General features: G+C 57.4%; 20 protein-coding genes. 16 read left to right on the top strand and 4 right to left on the bottom strand.

The genetic code is table 11. The annotated features are described in order from the left end of the window. Positions 1-3: 3 nt before the first annotated feature. From ytfT to PUZ33_RS18090, 3 genes are all read left to right on the top strand, one after another. Positions 4-1,029 (top strand): galactofuranose ABC transporter, ATP-binding protein YtfT, encoded by a 1,026-nt coding sequence (gene ytfT, locus PUZ33_RS18100; protein WP_161799150.1) that lies wholly within the window; start codon positions 4-6, stop codon positions 1,027-1,029. Next, positions 1,016-2,017: a galactofuranose ABC transporter, permease protein YjfF gene (yjfF, locus tag PUZ33_RS18095; RefSeq protein WP_014830436.1), complete on the top strand. Its 1,002-nt coding sequence runs from the start codon at positions 1,016-1,018 to the stop codon at positions 2,015-2,017. The genes ytfT and yjfF overlap by 14 nt, the downstream gene beginning before the upstream one ends. A gap of 218 nt (positions 2,018-2,235) precedes the next feature. Continuing rightward, positions 2,236-3,807 (top strand): methyl-accepting chemotaxis protein, encoded by a 1,572-nt coding sequence (locus PUZ33_RS18090; protein WP_058680810.1) that lies wholly within the window; start codon positions 2,236-2,238, stop codon positions 3,805-3,807. On the opposite strand, the gene PUZ33_RS18085 is transcribed toward PUZ33_RS18090, so the two are convergent. Beyond that, on the bottom strand, positions 3,779-4,138 hold the full coding sequence (locus tag PUZ33_RS18085) for a helix-turn-helix domain-containing protein (protein ID WP_058680809.1): 360 nt from the start codon (positions 4,136-4,138) through the stop codon (positions 3,779-3,781). The two genes, PUZ33_RS18090 and PUZ33_RS18085, sit on opposite strands and share 29 nt — an antisense overlap. A gap of 145 nt (positions 4,139-4,283) precedes the next feature. Continuing rightward, the gene (fbp, locus tag PUZ33_RS18080) at positions 4,284-5,282 is read right to left on the bottom strand and encodes a class 1 fructose-bisphosphatase (protein WP_013095345.1); all 999 of its coding nucleotides are present in this window, start codon (positions 5,280-5,282) and stop codon (positions 4,284-4,286) included. A gap of 197 nt (positions 5,283-5,479) precedes the next feature. On the opposite strand from fbp, the gene mpl reads away from it, so the two are divergent. Continuing rightward, entirely contained in the window at positions 5,480-6,853 is a 1,374-nt protein-coding gene (gene mpl, locus PUZ33_RS18075; protein WP_013095346.1) for a UDP-N-acetylmuramate:L-alanyl-gamma-D-glutamyl-meso-diaminopimelate ligase, read from the top strand. A 102-nt stretch (positions 6,854-6,955) separates the two neighbouring features. Here mpl and yjgA read toward each other — a convergent pair whose 3' ends face one another. Beyond that, a complete protein-coding gene (gene yjgA, locus PUZ33_RS18070; RefSeq protein WP_008501414.1) occupies positions 6,956-7,507 on the bottom strand; it encodes a ribosome biogenesis factor YjgA in 552 nt (183 codons plus the stop codon). 95 nt (positions 7,508-7,602) lie between these two features. On the opposite strand from yjgA, the gene pmbA reads away from it, so the two are divergent. Both pmbA and cybC read left to right on the top strand, forming a co-directional pair. Further along, positions 7,603-8,955 (top strand): metalloprotease PmbA, encoded by a 1,353-nt coding sequence (pmbA, locus tag PUZ33_RS18065; protein WP_058680808.1) that lies wholly within the window; start codon positions 7,603-7,605, stop codon positions 8,953-8,955. Between the two features lie 40 nt (positions 8,956-8,995). After that, on the top strand, positions 8,996-9,382 hold the full coding sequence (gene cybC, locus PUZ33_RS18060; protein ID WP_013095348.1) for a cytochrome b562: 387 nt from the start codon (positions 8,996-8,998) through the stop codon (positions 9,380-9,382). Positions 9,383-9,451: 69 nt separating this feature from the next. Here cybC and PUZ33_RS18055 read toward each other — a convergent pair whose 3' ends face one another. Further along, positions 9,452-9,574, bottom strand: a complete 123-nt coding sequence (locus PUZ33_RS18055; RefSeq protein WP_128569378.1) for a Hok/Gef family protein — start codon at positions 9,572-9,574, stop codon at positions 9,452-9,454. A gap of 449 nt (positions 9,575-10,023) precedes the next feature. On the opposite strand from PUZ33_RS18055, the gene PUZ33_RS18050 reads away from it, so the two are divergent. The 10 genes from PUZ33_RS18050 (at position 10,024) to PUZ33_RS18005 (ending at position 18,693) form a co-directional block, all read left to right on the top strand. Next, on the top strand, positions 10,024-10,362 hold the full coding sequence (locus PUZ33_RS18050; RefSeq protein WP_028027887.1) for a glycine dehydrogenase: 339 nt from the start codon (positions 10,024-10,026) through the stop codon (positions 10,360-10,362). Positions 10,363-10,372: 10 nt separating this feature from the next. Beyond that, a complete protein-coding gene (locus PUZ33_RS18045) occupies positions 10,373-10,735 on the top strand; it encodes an SFCGS family glycine-rich protein (RefSeq protein WP_006179053.1) in 363 nt (120 codons plus the stop codon). 2 nt (positions 10,736-10,737) lie between these two features. Next, a complete protein-coding gene (locus tag PUZ33_RS18040; RefSeq protein WP_006810338.1) occupies positions 10,738-11,037 on the top strand; it encodes a DUF4312 family protein in 300 nt (99 codons plus the stop codon). A gap of 22 nt (positions 11,038-11,059) precedes the next feature. Next, on the top strand, positions 11,060-11,836 hold the full coding sequence (locus tag PUZ33_RS18035) for a DUF4311 domain-containing protein (protein WP_006810337.1): 777 nt from the start codon (positions 11,060-11,062) through the stop codon (positions 11,834-11,836). 13 nt (positions 11,837-11,849) lie between these two features. Continuing rightward, positions 11,850-12,491 (top strand): DUF4310 family protein, encoded by a 642-nt coding sequence (locus PUZ33_RS18030; protein WP_013095350.1) that lies wholly within the window; start codon positions 11,850-11,852, stop codon positions 12,489-12,491. 42 nt (positions 12,492-12,533) lie between these two features. Continuing rightward, complete coding sequence (locus PUZ33_RS18025) at positions 12,534-13,667, top strand: amidohydrolase/deacetylase family metallohydrolase (protein WP_058680807.1); 1,134 nt, start codon at positions 12,534-12,536, stop codon at positions 13,665-13,667. Further along, on the top strand, positions 13,651-14,769 hold the full coding sequence (locus tag PUZ33_RS18020) for a DgaE family pyridoxal phosphate-dependent ammonia lyase (RefSeq protein ID WP_014830445.1): 1,119 nt from the start codon (positions 13,651-13,653) through the stop codon (positions 14,767-14,769). The genes PUZ33_RS18025 and PUZ33_RS18020 overlap by 17 nt, the downstream gene beginning before the upstream one ends. After that, a complete protein-coding gene (gene dagF, locus PUZ33_RS18015) occupies positions 14,766-15,506 on the top strand; it encodes a 2-dehydro-3-deoxy-phosphogluconate aldolase (RefSeq protein WP_058680806.1) in 741 nt (246 codons plus the stop codon). The genes PUZ33_RS18020 and dagF overlap by 4 nt, the downstream gene beginning before the upstream one ends. Positions 15,507-15,626: 120 nt before the next feature. After that, the gene (locus PUZ33_RS18010; RefSeq protein ID WP_062676748.1) at positions 15,627-16,763 is read left to right on the top strand and encodes a lactonase family protein; all 1,137 of its coding nucleotides are present in this window, start codon (positions 15,627-15,629) and stop codon (positions 16,761-16,763) included. A 19-nt stretch (positions 16,764-16,782) separates the two neighbouring features. Then, the gene (locus tag PUZ33_RS18005) at positions 16,783-18,693 is read left to right on the top strand and encodes a BglG family transcription antiterminator (RefSeq protein WP_058680804.1); all 1,911 of its coding nucleotides are present in this window, start codon (positions 16,783-16,785) and stop codon (positions 18,691-18,693) included. Position 18,694: the final 1 nt, after the last annotated feature.

Here is an 18,694-nt window from a genome sequence, read left to right as displayed (position 1 = left end):
ATCGTGATGTCTCGTTCGCTTTCGCAAACTGGCGAAACAAAACGCCGCTTCAACTGGCCGACCGGCACGCCGCAAATCGCCGCGCTGCTGGTGGTGTTGCTGGTCGATAGCCTGGTCGCACCGCATTTCTTCCAGATAATCGTGCAGGATGGCCGCCTGTTCGGCAGCCCGATCGATATTTTAAACCGTGCCGCGCCGGTGGCGCTGCTCGCCATTGGTATGACGCTGGTGATCGCCACCGGCGGGATCGACCTTTCTGTTGGCGCGGTGATGGCCATTGCCGGGGCGACGGCAGCCTCAATGACCGTGGCCGGGCACAGCCTGCCAGTGGTGCTGCTGGCGGCGTTGGGCACCGGCGTGCTGGCCGGACTGTGGAACGGCATTCTGGTGGCGGTGCTCAAAATCCAGCCGTTTGTTGCCACGCTGATATTGATGGTGGCCGGGCGCGGTGTCGCGCAGCTCATCACCTCGGGGCAGATTGTTACCTTCAACTCGCCGAACCTGGCGTGGCTCGGGAGCGGCAAGCTGCTCTTCTTCCCCACGCCGGTGATCATTGCGCTGGTGACGCTGGTGGTGTTCTGGATCTTTACCCGCAAAACGGCGCTGGGCATGTTCATTGAAGCGGTCGGGATCAACATTCGTGCGGCACGCAACGCCGGGGTCAATACGCGGCTGATGGTGATGCTCACGTACGTATTGAGCGGCGTGTGTGCCGCCATCGCCGGGGTGATCGTCGCGGCAGATATTCGTGGGGCTGATGCCAACAACGCCGGATTATGGCTAGAGCTGGATGCGATCCTGGCGGTGGTCATTGGCGGCGGATCGCTGATGGGCGGGCGCTTTAACCTGCTGCTCTCGGTAATTGGCGCGCTGATTATTCAGGGGATGAACACCGGGATCCTGCTTTCCGGGTTCCAGCCGGAACTCAACCAGGTGGTGAAAGCGGTGGTCGTACTCTGCGTGCTGATCGTCCAGTCACCGCGCTTTGTCAGCATCATTAAGGGGATCCGTGGCCATGATAAAACGTAATTTACCGTTAATGATCACGCTGGGCGTGTTTGTGCTGGGCTATCTCTACTGCCTGACCCAGTTCCCGGGGTTCGCCTCGACGCGTGTGATTTGTAACATACTGACGGACAACGCCTTTTTAGGCATCATCGCGGTCGGCATGACCTTTGTGATCCTCTCCGGGGGGATTGATCTCTCCGTCGGATCGGTGATCGCCTTTACCGGCGTGTTCCTTGCCAAAGCGATCGGTTTCTGGGGCATCTCGCCGCTGGTGGCGTTTCCGCTGGTGCTGGTGATGGGCTGTGCGTTTGGTGCCTTTATGGGGCTTCTGATTGACGCGCTCAAGATCCCGGCCTTTATCATTACGCTTGCCGGGATGTTCTTCCTGCGCGGCGTGAGTTATCTGGTGTCTGAGGAGTCGATCCCGATCAACCATCCGGTGTACGACACGCTCTCCAGCCTGGCGTGGAAAATCCCCGGCGGGGGCCGCCTGAGCGCGATGGGGCTGCTGATGCTGGGCGTGGTGGTCATTGGTATCTTCCTTGCCCATCGCACCCGGTTTGGTAATCAGGTCTACGCTATTGGCGGCAACGCGACCTCGGCCAATCTGATGGGGATCTCCACCCGCAGCACCACCATCCGCATCTATATGCTCTCCACCGGGCTGGCGACGCTGGCGGGAATTGTCTTCTCCATTTACACCCAGGCGGGTTACGCGCTGGCCGGGGTTGGCGTTGAACTGGATGCGATTGCCTCTGTGGTGATTGGCGGCACGCTGCTCAGCGGCGGGGTGGGAACGGTGCTGGGAACACTGTTTGGCGTGGCAATCCAGGGGCTGATCCAGACCTATATCAACTTTGACGGCACGCTCAGCTCCTGGTGGACGAAAATCGCCATCGGCATTTTACTGTTTATTTTTATTGCCCTGCAGCGCGGTCTGACGGTGCTCTGGGAGAACCGCCAGAGCTCGCCTGTTACCCGCGTGAACACATCAGTAACAGAGCGATAATATGCTGAATTTGCTTAAAGTCTATACACTAAATTATTCAAGTTGCATCAAGGCGGCAAGTCTGCGAATCCCCGGGAGCTTACTCAAGTAAGTGACTGGGGTGAGCTGACGCAGCCAACGCAGAGGCAGCTTGAAGGATGACGTGTATAAACATTTTCCGGTAGCGGCCGATACTTTTTGTTTATGCCCAGAAATATCTCGCTACCGGAAATAACATCATGCTTAAAACGCTATCGATTCGTACCGGCTTGCTCTCTTTACTGGCCGTTATGACCCTTCTGCTGCTGATTGTCAGCGGCATTGGCATTTATGCCCTCACACAGAGTTCTTCGTCACTTCAGCGCATCAACCACCTTCAGGGTGAGCAGATGGTGCAGCTCAATTCTGGCTATACGCTGATCCTTCGTGCGCGCAACGAGGCGGGCCAGGCTGTCAGAATGATGGAAATTGGTCTGCTGGACGATGCCGCGAAATCGGTGAAAAGCATTAATCAGGAGATCGCCCTGGCGCAAAAAACGCTGAAAGGCGTGATCGACGCAGGCGTGGCCGATCCCCAGGGACAGCAGTTGCTGGATAAGGTGGCGGCCAGTCTGGCGGCCTATAACCAACAGGGGATCAACCCAATGCTGAAAGCGCTGAACGAACAGAGCGCAGACAGCTATTACGATCTGCTGGAGAGTAAGCTCATTCCGGTAGCAAAGCAGTTTGATAACGATATGCAGGCGTTCCAGATGTGGAGCGACGCGCGCGGGAAAGCGGAAGTCAGCGCCGTGCAGTCGAGCAAAACGCGGGTTCTGGTCCTGATCGTTGTCGCGGCGCTGCTGACGGCAGGCATCATTGTGCTGGCCTGGCTGGTGCTGCGCCACATGCTGCTCAAGCCGCTCTCGGCGTCGATTGCGCAGCTGGAAAACGTCGCCGCGGGGGATTTAACCAACACGCTGAATGCCCCGGCGAGCCAGGAGTTCAACCGTCTGAACGCTGCCATCGAGGGCATGCGCCAGTCGCTGATGCACTCGGTGCTGCGGGTCCGCGATGCCAGCTCGCAAATTGATACCGGCAGCCGCGAGCTGACGGCGGGAAACAGGGATCTTGCCGAGCGCACGGAGTCCACCGCGACCTCGCTGGAGCAGACCGCCGCTAGCATGGAAGAGATCACCGCCACGGTGAAACTCAACGCGGATAACGCCGAGCAGGCGCACCAGCTGGCGAAATCTGTCTCGGATACTGCCGATCACGGCAGCGAAATGGTCTGCTATGTGATTGAGAAAATGCGCGATATCTCCGGCAGTTCGGCGCGGATTGCCGACATTCTGAGCGTTATTGACGGCATTGCCTTCCAGACCAATATTCTGGCGCTGAACGCCTCCGTGGAAGCGGCGCGTGCGGGCGAGCAGGGGCGCGGTTTTGCCGTCGTTGCGGGCGAGGTACGCAATCTTGCCAGCCGCAGCGCCGATGCGGCAAAAGAGATCCGTTCACTTATCAGCGACTCGCAGACCCACGTTAATGAGGGCAGCGAGCTGGCGCAGCAGGCGGGCGAAACGATGGATGAGATTGCAACCGAAGTGCTGCGCATGACCAAACTGATGCGCGAAATTGCCACCGCGTCTCAGGAACAGAGCCGCGGCATTGAACAGGTGAATATTGCGGTAAATCAGATGGATGAAACCGCGCAGCAGAATGCGGCGCTGGTACAGCAATCCTCTGCCGCGACGCGCTCGCTGGAAGAGCAGTCACGCCAGCTGATGGAAGCCATGTCATCATTTAAACTGACGACGCAGAGTGTCGCATAATATTCCCCGACCCTGGTACATTCTGTACCAGGGTATTATTCTCGGACAAATTAATCGCGCTAATATTATCGTGAATATTACCGAGTAATATTTCCAGCTGGTGAGTTAAGGTTAACGCTTTTTCCGTCGGTTCAAGATATAACCCTTTACGGATAAATAGCGGTTCAGCAAAAAGCTGGCTAAAGCGCTTCAACGCCAGGCTCACGGCCGGGCGTGACATCTCCAGCCGGACAGAGGCCTTCGCCATGCTGTCGCAGCGGACCACTTCAATAAAGACAGGAATAAGATTTAAATCGATGCCGGTATTGGCACGGGAATAGTTTTTCGTCACGGGTACGCTCCAGGAAATATCTGTCAAACTGTTATGGAAATAATGCAGGAGCGAATCTGAATATTAAAGCGCGTTTTTTATAAACACTTATACGGTAAATTATATAAATGTATTGGGGAGCCAGAGCGACTCCCCGGGAGAGGGATTACGCGTCCGGATACTCACGGATAAAACGTTCAACGTCTTCAACCATATGGTTGTTGCCGACGAAGAAGGAACGACGCTGGTGTAGACTTTCTGGCACGATGTCCAGAATACGCTCTTTACCATCGCTCGCCTTGCCGCCCGCCTGTTCCGCCAGGAACGCCATCGGGTTGCATTCATACAGCAGACGCAGCTTCCCGTCCGGGTGGCTGGCGGTGCTTGGGTAGAGGTAAATGCCGCCTTTCAGCAGGTTACGGTGGAAATCCGCAACCAGGGAACCGATATAGCGGGAGGTATAAGGGCGCTGCGTCGCTTTATCTTCTTCCTGGCAGAATTTGATGTACTTCTTCACGCCAGTCGGGAACTTGATGTAGTTACCTTCGTTGATGGAGTAGGTGTTGCCCTTCTCCGGGAAGCGCATACGTTCCTGACACAGGCAGAACACGCCCAGCGACGGATCGTAAGTAAAGGCATGCACGCCACAGCCGGTGGTGTAGACCAGCATGGTGGAGGAGCCATACACGACATAACCGGCAGCAACCTGCTGACTGCCAGGCTGCAGGAAATCTTCTTCTGTCACCGGCGTGCCAACAGGCGTGACGCGGCGGTAGATGGAGAAAATGGTACCGACAGAAACGTTAACGTCGATGTTGGAGGAGCCGTCCAGCGGATCCATCAGAACAACGTATTTCGCGTGTTCACACCCTTCGAATACGACAATTTCATCTTCTTCTTCAGAGGCGATACCCGCAACGATGTCGCGCGCGCGCAGTGCAGCTTTCAGTTTTTCATTTGCGAACAGATCGAGTTTCTGCTGAACCTCGCCCTGAACGTTCTCGGCACCGCTGGCACCCAGGATATCGACCAGACCGGCCTTGTTGATATCACGGTGGATGATCTTAGCGCCCAGCTTTATTGCCGACAGCAAAGCAGTGAGTTCACCGGTAGCATGAGAGAACTCGTGCTGCTTTTCGACAATAAATTCACCTAACGTTTTCATAACACTTTCCCTGCATCTTTGTGAGTAGAGCGATTGTATGTTCACTAAAACGACTAATGCCCAACAATCTTAACAAATATTCAAATAGTAGCGCAGAGGTGAATCGCGCCAGCAATATACGGATTTACCTGAAATGCGTTTCACACCCGCTAACATGTGAGTAAAATGTGCGCCACATTGAAGAAGGATAGTGACGTATGCGCATTCATATATTGGGGATTTGTGGCACTTTCATGGGCGGACTGGCAATGCTGGCGCGCTCGCTGGGCCATGAAGTGACAGGTTCGGACGCCAATGTGTATCCGCCGATGAGCACGCTCCTGGAGAAGCAGGGCATCTCTCTGATTCAGGGTTATGATGCCAGCCAGCTGGATCCCGCGCCGGATCTGGTGATCATTGGCAACGCCATGACGCGAGGTAATCCGTGCGTTGAGGCGGTACTGGAACGCAATATTCCGTTCATGTCTGGCCCACAGTGGCTGCATGATTTCGTCCTGCGCGACCGTTGGGTTGTTGCCGTGGCCGGTACGCACGGTAAAACCACCACCGCTGGTATGGCGACCTGGATCCTTGAAGCCTGTGGTTACAAGCCGGGCTTTGTCATTGGCGGCGTTCCGGGCAATTTCGACGTGTCTGCGCGTCTGGGGGAGAGCCCGTTCTTTGTGATCGAAGCCGATGAGTACGACTGTGCGTTCTTCGACAAGCGCTCCAAGTTTGTACACTACTGCCCGCGCACGCTGATCCTCAACAATCTTGAGTTCGATCATGCGGATATCTTTGACGATCTGAAAGCCATTCAGAAACAGTTCCACCACCTGGTGCGCATCGTTCCGGGTCAGGGCCGTATCATCCTGCCGGAGAACGACATCAATCTTAAGCAGACCATGGCGATGGGCTGCTGGAGCGAGCAGGAGCTGGTGGGTGAGCAGGGCCACTGGCAGGCGAAAAAACTCAACGTGGATGCCTCGGAGTGGGAAGTGTGGCTCGACGGCGAGAAAGTGGGTGAGGTGAAATGGGGCCTGGTTGGCGAACACAACATGCACAACGGCCTGATGGCAATCGCTGCCGCACGCCATGTGGGTGTTCAGCCTGCGGACGCAGCGAATGCACTGGGTTCATTTATCAATGCCCGTCGCCGTCTGGAGCTGCGCGGTGAAGCCCACGGCGTGACGGTGTATGACGATTTCGCGCACCACCCAACCGCTATTCTGGCGACGCTTGCAGCGTTACGCGGCAAGGTCGGCGGTACCGCGCGCATTCTGGCGGTGCTGGAGCCACGCTCTAACACCATGAAAATGGGCATCTGCAAAGACGATCTCGCGCCATCCTTAGGACGTGCCGACGAAGTCTTCCTGCTGCAGCCACAGCATATTCCGTGGCAGGTAGCTGAAGTGGCCGATGCCTGCATTCAGCCTGCGCACTGGAGTGCGGATGTTGATGCTCTGGCGGATATGGTGGTGAAAGCCGCTCAGCCGGGTGACCATATTCTGGTGATGAGTAACGGCGGTTTTGGTGGGATCCATCAGAAGCTGCTGGACGGTCTGGCGAAAAAGGCTGAGGCCGCAGAGTAAAAAAAAGCCCGGTGGCGCTAGCGCTTACCGGGCCTACATTACTCTTCTCCCTCTCCCCTATGGGGAGAGGGCTGGGGTGAGGGGGGAACAGGCGGTTCGATATTACTCTTCGTTCTCAGACAGCTCGCGCAGATACTGGAAAATCAGACGCGCGGACTTCGGCGGCTTATTCCCTTCTTTCTCTTTCTTCGCGTTGCGGATCAATGAACGCAGCTGCTGGCGGTCGGCATCCGGCCACAGGTTCAATACTTCCGGTACCGCATCATCACCCTGTTCAATCAGACGGTCGCGGATCTGCTCCAGCTTGTGGAACAGCGCAACCTGCTGGTTGTGGCGGTTTTTCAGTTTATCCAGCGCCTGGCGGATCGGATCGACGTCGCGCTGACGCAGCATTTTACCGATAAGCTGAAGCTGGCGACGACGGCCTTCTTTTTTGATTTTCTGTGCCAGTTCAATGGCATCACGCAGATCCTGGTCGAGCGGGATCTTATCCAGCGCGTTTTTACCCAGTTCCACCATTTCTGCGCCAAGCTGTTTTAACTCTTCGGCGTCGCGTTTAATTTCACTTTTACTGACCCAGATGATCTCATCATCTTCGTCTTCGATGTCATCACCGGGAACGTCGTCGAGCCAGTCTTCGGGCTGCTTAGTCATGTCAGGCTCCTTAAAAAAAGAGGCTAATGTTACCAGTTAAGACGCGCACTGAAAAACGGTTCTCTGTTAGACTTCAGTTAACTCTCTCTTACAGTATGGCATTTGCGATGAAAGTAACCTCACAAGTTGAAGCGCAGCGTAAGATTCTGGAAGAAGCCGTCTCCACCGCGCTGACGCTCGCTTCAGGTAAATCAGATGGCGCCGAAGTGGCGGTCAGCAAAACCACCGGCATTAGCGTGAGCACCCGCTATGGCGAAGTGGAGAATGTAGAATTCAACAGCGATGGCGCGCTGGGGATCACGGTGTATCACCAGAACCGCAAAGGCAGCGCGTCGTCTACCGATCTCAGCCCCGATGCCATTGCCCGTACCGTGCAGGCGGCGCTGGATATTGCGCGTTACACCTCACCGGATCCTTATGCCGGCGTTGCGGATAAAGATCTGCTGGCCTTTGATGCCCCGGATCTCGATCTTTTCCACCCGGCGGAAGTCACCCCGGACGAAGCCATTGAGCTGGCCGCACGTGCCGAACAGGCGTCTTTGCAGGCGGATAAACGCATCACCAATACCGAAGGCGGCAGCTTCAACAGCCACTACGGCATCAAAGTCTTCGGCAACTCGCATGGCATGCTGCAGGGCTATTGCTCCACCCGTCACTCGCTCTCAAGCTGCGTGATCGCCGAAGAAAACGGCGATATGGAGCGGGATTACGCTTACACCATCGGCCGCGCGCTGGGGGATTTACAGTCCCCTGAGTGGGTGGGCAAAGCGTGTGCTGAACGCACGCTGTCTCGCCTGTCACCGCGTAAGCTCTCCACCATGAAAGCCCCGGTCATTTTTGCCAATGAAGTGGCGACCGGCCTGTTTGGCCATCTGGTGGGCGCTATCGCGGGCGGCTCAGTTTACCGTAAATCGACCTTCCTGCTCGACTCACTGGGCAAACAGATCCTGCCGGAATGGCTGACCATTGAAGAGCACCCGCACCTGCTGAAAGGGCTGGCCTCCACGCCGTTCGACAGCGAAGGCGTGCGCACGGAACGCCGCGATATCGTTAAGGACGGCATTCTGACCCAGTGGCTGCTGACCAACTACTCCGCGCGCAAGCTGGGGCTGAAAAGCACCGGACACGCGGGGGGCATCCATAACTGGCGCATTGCCGGACAGGGCCTGAACTTCGAGCAGTTGCTGAAAGAGATGGGCACCGGCCTGGTGGTGACAGAACTGATGGGCCAGGGCGTGAGCGGCATTACCGGAGACTACTCTCGCGGTGCGGCAGGCTTCTGGGTCGAAAACGGCGAGATTCAGTATCCGGTGAGCGAAATTACCATCGCCGGCAACCTGAAGGACATGTGGCGCAATATCGTTACGGTCGGTAACGATATTGAAACACGTAGCAATATACAGTGTGGTTCTGTATTACTGCCGGAAATGAAAATTGCCGGCCAGTAATACCCGAAAAGCGTTTTAATAATAAAAAAGGAAGTGAGCAATGCGTAAACACCTGTTAGCGATCGTCGCGGCTTCAACGCTGGTTCTTGGCTCTTCTGCGTTTGCTGCCGATCTCGAAGACAACATGGACATCCTCAGTCAAAACCTGAAGGTCGTTCAGAAAACGGACAATGCGGCAGAAATGAAAAGCGCATTGACCAAAATGCGTGAAGCGGCGCTGGACGCGCAAAAAGCGACGCCGCCAAAGCTGGAAAGCAAAGCGGCAGACAGCGCAGAGATGAAGGACTATCGCCACGGCTTTGACGTGCTGGTCGGTCAGATTGACGGCGCGCTGAAACTCGCTAACGAAGGCAAAGTGAAGGAAGCCCAGGCGGCAGCCGACCAGTTTGTCGCGACGCGTAACACGTATCACAAAAAGTATCGTTAATTGGGTGCCTGAGCTGTACGTCCTTTCCCGTATGCGGGGGCGCAGTTAGCGCCCCCGCATCTTTGCTCCCTACTGGCCGGAGCGACACTCCATCCGCGCTGTCACTTCAAGCGAGCCGTTTCGAAAACGGATCTCGCACAGTGTTTTCCTCGTCACCAGCGTTAAGATGATTATTGTCAAAGCAATAATCATCAAAACCCGGATAATTGGGGATTGGCGTTTCATGGATGCCTCCTTGCTTTAAAGCGGGCGAGGTAGCGAACTCCACGGTCCGACGTGTCGTTTCGAGCCCCCGCCCTGATTTTTTATCAGGCGGGGCTTTCCACTTTCCGTCCCATGCCTGAGACGGTCAGTCTCAAGCACCCGCCGCCACTCTAGCGAATCCCCATAAGAAAACCTTATCCACGTCACATTTCTACGAGTCGGCTCGTAATCTTTTCCGCTTCGCTCTTCCCATATTTGCCGTCAGATAACGTGATATTCATCACGCAAATACAGCGATTTATCCAGATTCAGCCTATTTATGTGGCACAGATCACTGCTGCGGCTCGCCTTTCCACTTCGAAGTGGAAAACAACTCGCTACAAACCCGCCATCGCCAACGTTAGTTTTATTCCAGAGCCATTAACGGGGTAAGACCAGTGAGTAACGGAGCGGTAATGAACGACGTTGGGGATCAGGCGGAGCAAACAGAAAAGCTCGCGAACACCATGCTGCAGCAGGTTTATGCCCTGCTGGCCCGGCACAACATCATCCCCAATGCAGTACAGGAACAGATGCTCACCTCCCATGTCCGCGCGATGGCGCACCGGTCCGTGACCGGCGAGCCGCTGCCGGAAGTGGAGGCAGAGCTGTTCGACGAAATTTCACCGGATTCAATGCGGCTCGCCCGTGAAGTGGTAGCGCAGTTTGGCAACCTTCCTGATGAAGAAGCCTGGCTGCTCTCCGTTCACTTTGAAGTCGCGAAAGACAACCTTTAAGGAGCAACACATGGAACAGATTACAGTCGTGATTGGCGATCGCCTGGGTAAAGGCCAGAAAGTGGCTGCCGGTGTGGAAAAAGCGGGTGGACGTGCGGTTGTCGTGCCGGGTATGGCGGCAGATATGAAACTCGGCGACGTCATGAAAGCGGAAAACGCCACCTTCGGCATCTCCTTCTGCGGCAGCGGCGGCGCGGGTGCCATCACGGCGCAAACCAAATATGGCTACAAAGCGAAATACGGCATGCGCTCCGTGGATGAGGGGGTGACCGCCATCAACGAAGGCTGCAACGTGCTGGGCTTTGGCTTTATGGATAAAGAAGAGCTGGGCGAGCGTCTGGTGCAGGCGTGGCAGAAGAAGCACGGCGCATAAGCATGAAAGAACAGTTCACAACCACGGTGAGAGTGAAGGGGAAGGGCGACGCCAAAGCGCGCGCCTTTGCCGACGCACTCAACCACGTTCAGGCCGCGGTGATGAAAGCCTCACCGCATATCTTACTGCGTATTGAGCCACAGGATGTGCAGGTCGTTCAGGCGCAAGAAGCGGTGCGTAAAGAAGCGTTTCTGTTCTTCTTTTTGCGCCGGGAAAGACGCACCTACAGCGTGGAGCTGGATGTGACCGTCAACGTGACCGCCATCAATCTCGACCAGGTGGATTTCGTCACGCAACGCTGATTATTCATAAAAGGGCAGACAGATGTTCTTAATTATATTAATAAAATCGCTCATCATTGGCGGCCTGGTAGGCGTCGGTGTTGGAGCCGGGGCTGCACGCATGTTTCATGCGCCTACCACTCAGGGTATGGGCGCGTTTCGTACGTTGGGGGAACTGAACTCCTGCGAAGGGGATCCGGCTTCTCACTTCTCCTTTGGGTTAGGCTTCTTCTTTAACGCCTGGGCCTCTTCCGTGGCCGCAGGTGCCTTCACACAGGACGTAGACCACCGCATCATCCCAAACTGGGGTGCTGCAGCCTTGATGATCAAAAACCGTAACGTCGGCGAAACGCTGCACGATCCCCGCAAAATGGCGATTGCCTGCGGCATCATCGGCATGATTGTCGTCACCTTCCTTAACCTGACTGCCTCGTCTGTTCCGGCCGCACTGCAGGTCACCGCCGTGAAGGTGCTGGTACCGGCGGCAAACCTGCTGGTGAACACCGTGATGCCGGTGATCTTCTGGCTGGCGGCCATCGACGCGGGTAAAAAATCCGGCTTCTGGGCGACCATCTTCGGCGGCGCAGCGCAACTGATTATGGGTAACGCCGTACCGGGCCTGGTACTGGGGATCCTGATCGGTAAAGGCGTGGAAGAGAGCGGCTGGAACCACGTCACCAAAGTGATGATGGCGGCCATCGTTCTGCTCTTCGTGCTGAGCGGCTTCTTCCGCGGCTTCGACATGAAGATGATTGAATCCTTCCATCTGACCGTGCCGAACTGGCTCGACATGATCCACAACTCGCTCAGCGGTAAATAACAGGAGCCTCTACATGGAACAGAATAAAGGTTTTTGGTATGCCGACTGGTCGTTCCCGATCTTCGTTGGCCTGCTCTCCTCCGGCGTGTTTGCCGGGACGCACATGTACTACCTCTACGGCATCGGCGCGTTTAACGAAGTGGCCTTCGTGGCGATGCTGAAGGCGGGAATTGATACCGGTGTATACGGCGCAGTGGCGGCGTTCGGCGCAAGCTTCCTGTTCGCCCGTATTATCGAAGGATCGCTGGTAGGGATCCTCGACATCGGCGGGGCGATCCAGACCGGCGTGGGTCTGGGTGTGCCAGCACTGCTGCTGGGCGCGGGGATCATGTTCCCGGTGACCAACTTCATTGCCTCGCTGATTACCGGCCTGGTGATTGGTCTGGCGATCGGCTACGTCATCATCCTGGCGCGTAAGTTCACCATCAACCAGAGCAACTCCACCTACGGGGCGGACGTGATGATGGGCGCGGGCAATGCCTCCGGTCGTTTTCTGGGGCCGTTGATTATCCTCAGCGCCATGACCGCTTCCATTCCGATTGGCGTCGGTTCCCTGCTGGGCGCGCTGCTGTTCTACATCTGGCAGAAGCCGATCACCGGCGGTGCCATCCTTGGCGCCATGATTTTAGGCTGGTTGTTCCCGGTCGCCCTTTAATACCTGCGGGCGCGCTGGCGCCCGCCTTATCAGGAGAACCCCATGTTTGATTTACTCCTGCGCCGTGCGCGCCTTAGCGACGATACCCTGACCGATATCGCCATTCAGGACGGGAAAATTGCCGCAACAGGCGACATAGACGCTCCCGCCCGCAAAACGGTGGAGCTGAACGGTGACGTGTTCGTCAGCGCAGGCTGGATCGACTCCCACGTCCACTGCTACCCGAACTCCCCTATTTACCACGACGAACCGGACAGCGTGGGTATTGCCACTGGCGTCACCACCGTGGTGGATGCGGGCAGTACCGGTGCCGACGACGTGGACGATTTCTACGAAATCACCCGCAAAGCCTCAACCGAGGTCTTTGCTCTGCTGAATATCTCCCGCGTGGGGCTGATTGCCCAGAACGAGCTGGCCAATATGGCGAATATTGATGCCGATGCCGTGAAGCAGGCGGTGAAACGCCATCCTGACTTTATCGTCGGGCTGAAAGCGCGCATGAGCAGCAGCGTGGTGGGTGAAAACGGTATTACGCCGCTGGAGCGTGCGAAAGCCATTCAGAAAGAGAACTGCGACCTGCCGCTGATGGTGCACATCGGCAATAACCCGCCTAACCTCGACGAAATTGCCGAGCTGCTGAGCTCGGGCGACATCATTACCCACTGCTACAACGGCAAACCAAACCGCATTCTGACGCCCTCCGGCGAGCTGCGCGCCTCCATTACCTCTGCCCTGAAACGCGGTGTGCGGCTGGACGTAGGCCACGGTACGGCGAGCTTCAGCTTTGAAGTGGCGAAACGCGCTATCGCGATGGGCATTCTGCCGCACACCATCAGCTCGGATATCTACTGCCGCAACCGCATCAACGGCCCGGTGGGCTCGCTGGCAAGCGTGATGTCGAAATTCCTCGCCATCGGCATGTCATTGCCGCAGGTGATTGATTGCGTCACCGCCAACGCCGCCGACGGCCTGCGCCTGTCGCGCAAAGGGCGTATCGAACCCGGCCTCGACGCCGACCTGACGCTGTTCACCCTTAAACGTCAGCCGACGGTGCTGGTGGATGCCGAAAACGACAGCCTGCAGGCTGAACACATTCTGGTGCCGCTTGCCGCGATCCGCGCGGGCAAGGGCTACATGACCGAACAAGGGAGCACGGAACATGCCTTCGATTTATGAGAAGTACCACTTAAAGCAAGTCATCAACACCTCTGGCCGCATGACGGCGCTGGGTGTCTCCACGCCACGCCCGGAAGTGGTGCAGGCGGCGATGGACGGCATGAATCACTATTTCGAGATGAAGGATCTGGTCAACAAAACCGGGGAATACATCGCGAAGCTGCTGGAGGTGGAAGGGGCAACGGTGGTCTCCTGTGCGTCGGCGGGCATTGCCCAGTCCGTGGCGGCGGTGCTGGTAAAAGACAGCGACTGGCTGCTGGAAAACCTGCACGTCACCCCGATTGAGAACAACGAGATCGTGCTGCCGAAAGGCCACAACGTTAACTTTGGCGCGCCCGTGGGCACCATGGTGGCGCTGGGCGGCGGCAAGCTGGTGGAAGCGGGTTACGCCAACGAATGCTCAGCCGATCAGCTGGCGGCGGCGATCACCCCGCGCACGGCGGCGATCCTCTATATCAAATCACACCACTGCGTGCAGAAAAGCATGCTCAGCGTTGAGCAGGCAGCGGTTGTGGCGCGCAAACACGATTTGCCCCTGATCGTCGATGCCGCAGCGGAAGAAGATCTGCATACCTATTACCGCTCCGGTGCCGACCTGGTGATCTACAGCGGCGCGAAGGCAATTGAAGGGCCAACCAGCGGGCTGGTGATCGGCAAGACCCAGTACGTTGAATGGGTGAAGCGCCAGACGGCGGGCATTGGCCGCGCCATGAAGGTGGGTAAAGAGGGGATCCTCGGCCTGACCTGCGCCATCGAACACTATCTGACGGCGACCAAAGAGAGCGGGGCGGAGATGGTGGCGAAGATGACGCCGTTTATCGATGCGCTCAACACCCTTAACGGCGTCACCGCGCGCGTGGTCTGGGACAGTGCCGGTCGCGATATCGCGCGTACCGAGATTAAGTTTGACGAAGCCGTAACCGGCATCGGCACCGGCGAGCTGGTGAATGCCCTGAAGCAGGGCGAATACGCCATTTATTTCCGCGGCTACAAGGCCAACGAAGGGATTATCGAAGCGGACGTGCGCAGCGTGAACGCTGACCAGCTGAACATTGTGTACCGCCGCATAAGCGAAGTGTTAGGACAGGAGAAAAAGGCATGAAACTGACCCCCAATTTTTACCGTGACCGCGTCTGCCTGAACGTGCTGGCAGGCTCAAAAGCGAACGCCAGCGCCATTTACGAGGCGGCGGAAGGTCATGTGCTGGTGGGCGTGCTCTCCAAAAATTACCCGGACGTGGCCAGTGCGGTTGCTGATATGCGCGAGTACGCGGCGCTGATTGATAACGCGCTCTCGGTAGGCCTGGGGGCGGGTGACCCGAACCAGTCGGCGATGGTGAGCGAAATCTCCCGTCAGGTGCAGCCGCAGCACGTTAACCAGATTTTCACCGGTGTAGCCACCAGCCGTGCGCTGCTGGGGCAGAATGAATCGGTGGTCAACGGTCTGGTCTCCCCGACCGGTACCGTCGGGATGGTAAAAATCTCCACCGGCCCGCTGAGCAGCGCGGCACCGGACGGCATTGTGCCGGTTGAAACGGCGATCGCCCTGCTGAAAGACTTTGGCGGCAGTTCAGTCAAATACTTCCCGATGGGCGGCCTGAAGTGCCGTGACGAATATCAGGCCGTGGCGGAAGCCTGCGCCCGTCACGACTTCTGGCTGGAGCCGACCGGGGGAATCGATCTGGATAACTACGAGGCGATCCTGCAGATCGCCCTGGACGCGGGCGTGAGCAAAATCATTCCGCATATTTATAGTTCGATTATCGATAAAGCCAGCGGCGATACGCGTCCGGAAGATGTGCGTACGCTGCTTGCGATGACAAAGAAGCTGGTGAAGTAAAAACTGCCCCTCACCCCAGCCCTCTCCCCAAAGGGGAGAGGGTGTAATCGTCCCCTCTCCCCAAAGGGGAGAGGGTTAGGGTGAGGGGGAAACACACCGCACAAACCTGAAGGAGCCACCATGCACACCCGTACCCTGCTTGTTGCTTCACTCTCTTTACTGGCTAACGCCGCTATCGCCCAGCCGCAGTACGCGTGGGTCGGCACCTATAACCCCAACGGGGAAGGGCTGTACCGCTTTACCGTCGACCCGAACACCGGTGCGCTCGGCGATAAAACGCTGGTGAGTCAGCTGCCGAACGCCGCGCAGCTGGCCGTCTCTCACGATGGCAAAACGCTGTATCTGGCAAGCGAAGTGGAGCAGGGCGTGGTGCAGGCGCTGCGGATAGATGATAACGGCGAGCTGAACGAGCTGAATCAGGTCTCCTCCGGCGGTGCGGGGCCGGTCTATCTTTCGCTCACGCCGAACGGTCAGCATCTGCTGGTGGCGAACTACGTAAGCGGATCGATCGCAGTGCTGCCGATCAAAGCCGATGGCAGCCTGGGTGACGCCACGGATCGGCACCAGGATCAGGGTGAGCCAGGCGCTGCGAAACCGGAGGCGGCAGCAGAAGGCAGTTTTGCCATCAGCGATCATAATGGCCCCCATGCGCACATGATCGCCGCCGATCCGAGCGGGAAATATGTGTTTTCCACCGATCTGGGGCTGGATCGCATCTATCAGTACCGCTTTGACGATCGAGCCGGCAAGCTGACGCCGAACGATCCGCCGTTTATCAGCGCCTCCTCAAAAGGGGCCGGGCCGCGGCACTTTGTCTTTACGCCGAAGGGGGATGCGCTGTGGCTGATTAATGAAGAGGCGTCAACGCTCACCCATTATACGCTGGACAGCAACGGCAGGCTGAAAGAGGGCAAAACGCTCTCCGCGCTGCCAGAAGGTTACAAAGGCACCTGTTTTGCGGCCGGGCTGGTGCTGAGCTCAGATGGTAAACAGCTGTATGTGGCTAACCGTTTGCATAACAGCATCGGGCACTTTACCGTAACAGCGGAGGGCACGCTGACGCATCAGGACGATGTCTGGACGCGTGGCGACTACCCGCGCACCCTGACGCTCGATAAGCAGGGGCGCTGGCTGTACGTCATGAACCAGCGCAGCGACAACATTACCCGTTTCCGCGTCGGTCAGGACGGCAAGCTAAGCTTTGAGTCAGACTATACCCCGGTCGGCAGCCCATCCCAGATGGTCATTTCACCCTGAGCAGTAAGAGGACAACGACGTGCGATTTCCGAACCAACGTTTAGCGCAACTTTTCGATCTGTTGCAAAACGAGACGCTGCCGCAGGACGAGCTGGCGCAGCGGCTGTCGGTCTCCACGCGAACTGTCCGGGCGGATATTTCCGCCCTGAACGCGCTGCTGGCAAGCCACGGCGCGCAGTTTATCCTGAGCCGCGGCAATGGCTACCAGCTCAAAATTGACGATGCGGCGCGGTACCAAGAGCTGCAGGCCTCCCACCCGCGCGCGCTGCGTATCCCCCGCACCGGGCCGGAGCGCGTGCATTATCTGGTGGTACGTTTTCTCACCTCGGCGTTTTCACTCAAGCTGGAAGACCTGGCCGATGAGTGGTTCGTCAGCCGCGCCACGCTGCAGAGCGACATGGTAGAGGTGCGGGAGTGGTTCCACCGCTACAACCTGACGCTGGAAACGCGTCCACGCCACGGCATGAAGCTGTTTGGCAGTGAGATGGCGACCCGCGCCTGTCTGACCGATCTGCTCTGGGAGCTGGCCCAGCAGGACAGCCTGAACCCGCTGGTGACCGACGTGGCGCTCAATGCCGGAGTAGCAGAGCAGATGGTGCCGGTGCTGCACGAGGCGCTGACGCGGCATCACATTCGCCTGACCGACGAAGGCGAGCTGTTTCTGCGACTCTACTGCGCGGTGTCGGTGCGCCGCATCAGTGAAGGTTACCCGCTGCCGGAATTCCACGCCGAAGATGTGGAAGAGAACGTGCGTGACGCGGCGAAAGATATCGCGGTGACCATTCAGCAGCTGGCGGGCAAAGCGCTTTCCCCTTCGGAAGAGAGCTGGCTGTGCGTGCATATCGCCGCGCGGCAAATCCAGGATATCGCGCCGAGCGCCATCAATGCGGATGACGACGAAGCGCTGGTCAACTACATCCTGCGCTATATCAACACCCACTATAACTACAACCTGCTCAGCGACGAGCAGCTGCATGCGGATCTGCTTACCCATATCAAAACCATGATCACCCGCGTGCGGTATCAAATCATGATCCCGAATCCGCTGCTGGATAACATTAAGCAGCACTATCCGATGGCGTGGGATATGACGCTGGCGGCAGTCTCAAGCTGGGGCAAATACACGCCGTATGTGATCAGCGAAAACGAGATTGGCTTCCTGGTGCTGCATATTGGCGTCGGGCTGGAGCGCCACTATAACATTGGCTACCAGCGCCAGCCGCGCGTGCTGCTGGTGTGCGATGCCGGTAATGCCATGGTGCGCATGATTGAGGCGGTGCTGCAGCGCAAATACCCGCAGATTGAGGTCACACGCACGCTTACGCTTCGCGAGTACGAGCAGACGGAATCCATTAGCGAAGACTTTGTGATCTCAACTGCCCGCGTCAGTGAAAAGTCTAAGCCGGTGGTGATGATCGCCCCGTTCCCGACGGACTACCAGCTGGAGCAGATTGGCAAGCTGGTGCTGGTGGACAGAACCCGTCCGTGGATGCTGGACAAATACTTCGACGCTGCGCATTTCCGTATTCTCAATGCCCCTGTGGACCAGCAAACGCTGTTCCGCGAGCTCTGCGTCCAGCTTGAAGAGGAGGGCTTTGTGGGGGCTGAGTTCCTCGACTCGGTCGTTGAACGTGAAGCCATCGTCAGCACCATGCTCGGCGACGGCATCGCGCTGCCGCACTCCCTTGGCCTGCTGGCGCAGAAAACGGTGGTCTATACCGTGCTCGCCCCGCACGGCGTCCAGTGGGGCGACGAAACCGCCCACGTTATCTTCCTGCTCGCCATCAGCAAAAGCGAATACGAAGAGGCGATGGCGATCTACGATATTTTCGTCACCTTCCTGCGCGAACGTGCGATGTCACGGCTGTGTAACTGCGGAAATTTTGCCGAGTTTAAGGCGGTGGCGATGGAGAGTTTGAGCCGGTTTTGAG

The organism is Enterobacter cloacae complex sp. 2022EL-00981 (assembly GCF_028737495.1).
GTDB lineage: Bacteria > Pseudomonadota > Gammaproteobacteria > Enterobacterales > Enterobacteriaceae > Enterobacter > Enterobacter cloacae.
The sequence above is the reverse complement of the archived record's forward strand: the minus strand, read 5'-3'. Positions and strand labels throughout refer to the sequence as shown.

Bases quoted from the DNA above. Each gene is read 5' to 3' on its own strand.
- yjfF (WP_014830436.1), top strand. From the start codon at position 1,016: ATGATAAAACGTAATTTACCGTTAATGATCACGCTGGGCGTGTTTGTG.
- PUZ33_RS18090 (WP_058680810.1), top strand. From the start codon at position 2,236: ATGCTTAAAACGCTATCGATTCGTACCGGCTTGCTCTCTTTACTGGCC.
- fbp (WP_013095345.1), bottom strand. From the start codon at position 5,282: ATGAAAACGTTAGGTGAATTTATTGTCGAAAAGCAGCACGAGTTCTCT.
- mpl (WP_013095346.1), top strand. From the start codon at position 5,480: ATGCGCATTCATATATTGGGGATTTGTGGCACTTTCATGGGCGGACTG.
- yjgA (WP_008501414.1), bottom strand. From the start codon at position 7,507: ATGACTAAGCAGCCCGAAGACTGGCTCGACGACGTTCCCGGTGATGAC.
- pmbA (WP_058680808.1), top strand. From the start codon at position 7,603: ATGGCATTTGCGATGAAAGTAACCTCACAAGTTGAAGCGCAGCGTAAG.
- cybC (WP_013095348.1), top strand. From the start codon at position 8,996: ATGCGTAAACACCTGTTAGCGATCGTCGCGGCTTCAACGCTGGTTCTT.
- PUZ33_RS18055 (WP_128569378.1), bottom strand. From the start codon at position 9,574: ATGATTATTGCTTTGACAATAATCATCTTAACGCTGGTGACGAGGAAA.
- PUZ33_RS18045 (WP_006179053.1), top strand. From the start codon at position 10,373: ATGGAACAGATTACAGTCGTGATTGGCGATCGCCTGGGTAAAGGCCAG.
- PUZ33_RS18040 (WP_006810338.1), top strand. From the start codon at position 10,738: ATGAAAGAACAGTTCACAACCACGGTGAGAGTGAAGGGGAAGGGCGAC.
- PUZ33_RS18035 (WP_006810337.1), top strand. From the start codon at position 11,060: ATGTTCTTAATTATATTAATAAAATCGCTCATCATTGGCGGCCTGGTA.
- PUZ33_RS18030 (WP_013095350.1), top strand. From the start codon at position 11,850: ATGGAACAGAATAAAGGTTTTTGGTATGCCGACTGGTCGTTCCCGATC.
- PUZ33_RS18025 (WP_058680807.1), top strand. From the start codon at position 12,534: ATGTTTGATTTACTCCTGCGCCGTGCGCGCCTTAGCGACGATACCCTG.
- PUZ33_RS18020 (WP_014830445.1), top strand. From the start codon at position 13,651: ATGCCTTCGATTTATGAGAAGTACCACTTAAAGCAAGTCATCAACACC.
- dagF (WP_058680806.1), top strand. From the start codon at position 14,766: ATGAAACTGACCCCCAATTTTTACCGTGACCGCGTCTGCCTGAACGTG.
- PUZ33_RS18010 (WP_062676748.1), top strand. From the start codon at position 15,627: ATGCACACCCGTACCCTGCTTGTTGCTTCACTCTCTTTACTGGCTAAC.